The 1,947-nt window shown below is 48.7% G+C and carries 3 protein-coding genes; 2 read left to right on the forward strand and 1 reads right to left on the reverse strand.

The genetic code is table 11. From position 1 onward, the window contains the following. The first annotated feature begins 134 nt into the window (after positions 1-134). Both QCH34_RS11560 and QCH34_RS11565 read left to right on the forward strand, forming a co-directional pair. Positions 135-1,013 carry a CBS domain-containing protein gene (locus tag QCH34_RS11560; RefSeq protein ID WP_300334339.1) on the forward strand — a complete coding sequence of 293 codons (879 nt, stop codon included), beginning with the start codon at positions 135-137 and terminating at the stop codon, positions 1,011-1,013. Positions 1,014-1,070: 57 nt separating this feature from the next. Next, positions 1,071-1,319 (forward strand): PRC-barrel domain-containing protein, encoded by a 249-nt coding sequence (locus tag QCH34_RS11565; RefSeq protein WP_300334342.1) that lies wholly within the window; start codon positions 1,071-1,073, stop codon positions 1,317-1,319. A 5-nt stretch (positions 1,320-1,324) separates the two neighbouring features. Here the strand turns inward: QCH34_RS11565 and QCH34_RS11570 are convergent. Continuing rightward, positions 1,325-1,947: phosphoglycolate phosphatase (locus QCH34_RS11570; protein ID WP_300334346.1), on the reverse strand; the 623-nt coding region annotated here is incomplete at its 5' end.

The raw sequence follows: 1,947 nt of genomic DNA on the forward strand, positions 1-1,947 counted from the left end.
TATCCCGCATCTTCTTTGCTGCACGGCGGAAACTCCGGTCGAGTATCTCATCTGCAGTTGGAACTGTTGGTATTGTATCAAACATTGGTTCTGTTTCCCCAAGCTATTTATCCGGATATGTATGATCAATCATTATGGATCTCTCACTTATCCAGAAAGATATTCTTATAACATTAATCTCACTCTATCATCAACATTCTCATCCCATCAAAGGAGACGATATTGCAGGGATTATCAAGAGAAATCCCGGCACCGTCAGAAACCAGATGCAGGCATTAAAGGCGCTCGGCCTGGTTGACGGCATTCCGGGGCCAAAGGGAGGATATCATCCGACTGCACAGGCATATAAGGAGCTGAATATAAAGCCGACCGATGATGCAGCTGAGGTGACGATATCAAGAAACGGAATCCCGATTCCGGGCGTGCGGGTGACTGAGGTCGACTTCACAACTCTCTGCCATCCCGATCTCTGCCATTCACTGATAAAAATTGTCGGGAGTGTCCGGAATTTCACTATCGGGGAAGAGATCACGATAGGGCCGACACCGGTGAACAAGCTGATGATCCGGGGGGAGGTCTTTGGCCGTGACGAGATCCAGGGTGCGCTTCTCATCTCAATCTCAGAGATGACATCGCTCCCGAAGAAATCGATCCGCCACTACATGAGTTCGCCCTTGATCAGTCTGCCGCCTGATGCGACGATCAGGGAAGCCGTCTCCATCTGCTCGAAAAACCGTATACATGGCGTACCTGTCATATTCAATGAAGAGTTGCTCGGGATCGTCACCCTCACCGATATCGCACGTGCAATAGATGCCGGACAATCCCTGGATACACCGGTGAAAAACATAATGACTCACGATGTCATTCTGGTTCCCGAACATACACGCCTCTATGAGGTCATCCGGCGATTTAAAGAGCGGGAAATTGGCAGAGTGATCGTTGTTGCCGAAGGAAAACCTGCCGGCATCCTCACACAATCGGATATCATCAGGGTTTTTCCCACCCTTTAACGCCCCGGTTCGGGAAAATAGGAATAGTTTATATAGTTATCAGCCAACCATCTTTCTATGACAAAGGCGTTTGCTCGTACGCTCCGGCGGAAGAAGGTCATGAGTAGTGACGGCAAGGTGATCGGACAGTTAAAAAATATTATCATCGACGTGGGGAGCGGGCAGGTGATCAACCTGATCGTCAAGCCCGATGCCGGATTTGATACATCCCATTACAAACTGGATGATGATTGTATGCTCATCCCGTTTGAAGCTGTCAAGGATATTAAGGATTATATCGTTGTTGATCGGTATATGCTCAGGTGAAGATTTCACTCAAAGCGCTCAAGGGCAGATAGCAGACCCTCGGAAAAACCCTCGCCATACTTCTGATCTGTCACCAGATCAGCTAATTTTTTCAGTTTTTCGCTGCCATTTTCCATTGTTATTCCATAACCTGCAACCTCAAGCATCTCGAGATCATTATCAGAATCACCAACAGCAACAAAATCCCCGGGAGTAAGGGAGAGAAGCGGGGCAAGTGCTGCAAGTGCTGATCCCTTCGAGATTCCGGGAGTCTGGAGATGGATGGCAAATCCGGTATCAATCACCCGGACAGGGAGATCGGCGATAACAGATACCACCTCATCAACGGGAACGATGCGTGCAAAAGCGACATCGGCATACCGCAGTTCCATACTGTAGGGAAGTAACGTTATTCCCTGCTCTTTGAAATGAGTGACAAGACGATCATATGCATGGAGACATAATGATCTATCACCGGTAATGTGAGGCGTGCCATCGAATCCGGTCTGGAATACTCCGCCATTCTCCCCGATAACAGCTCCATTGGTTCCGATCATCCGGGCTATCGAATCCAGAAAACAGAGGGTGTTTCCTGATGCGAGCACCACCGGAATCCCTCTGTCAATAAAGATCCGGAGTGTCTCGATCG

The sequence above is a fragment of the Methanocalculus sp. genome, from assembly GCF_029762515.1.
Lineage (GTDB): Archaea > Halobacteriota > Methanomicrobia > Methanomicrobiales > Methanocorpusculaceae > Methanocalculus.

Bases quoted from the DNA above. Each gene is read 5' to 3' on its own strand.
- QCH34_RS11565 (WP_300334342.1), top strand. From the start codon at position 1,071: ATGACAAAGGCGTTTGCTCGTACGCTCCGGCGGAAGAAGGTCATGAGT.
- QCH34_RS11560 (WP_300334339.1), top strand. From the start codon at position 135: ATGGATCTCTCACTTATCCAGAAAGATATTCTTATAACATTAATCTCA.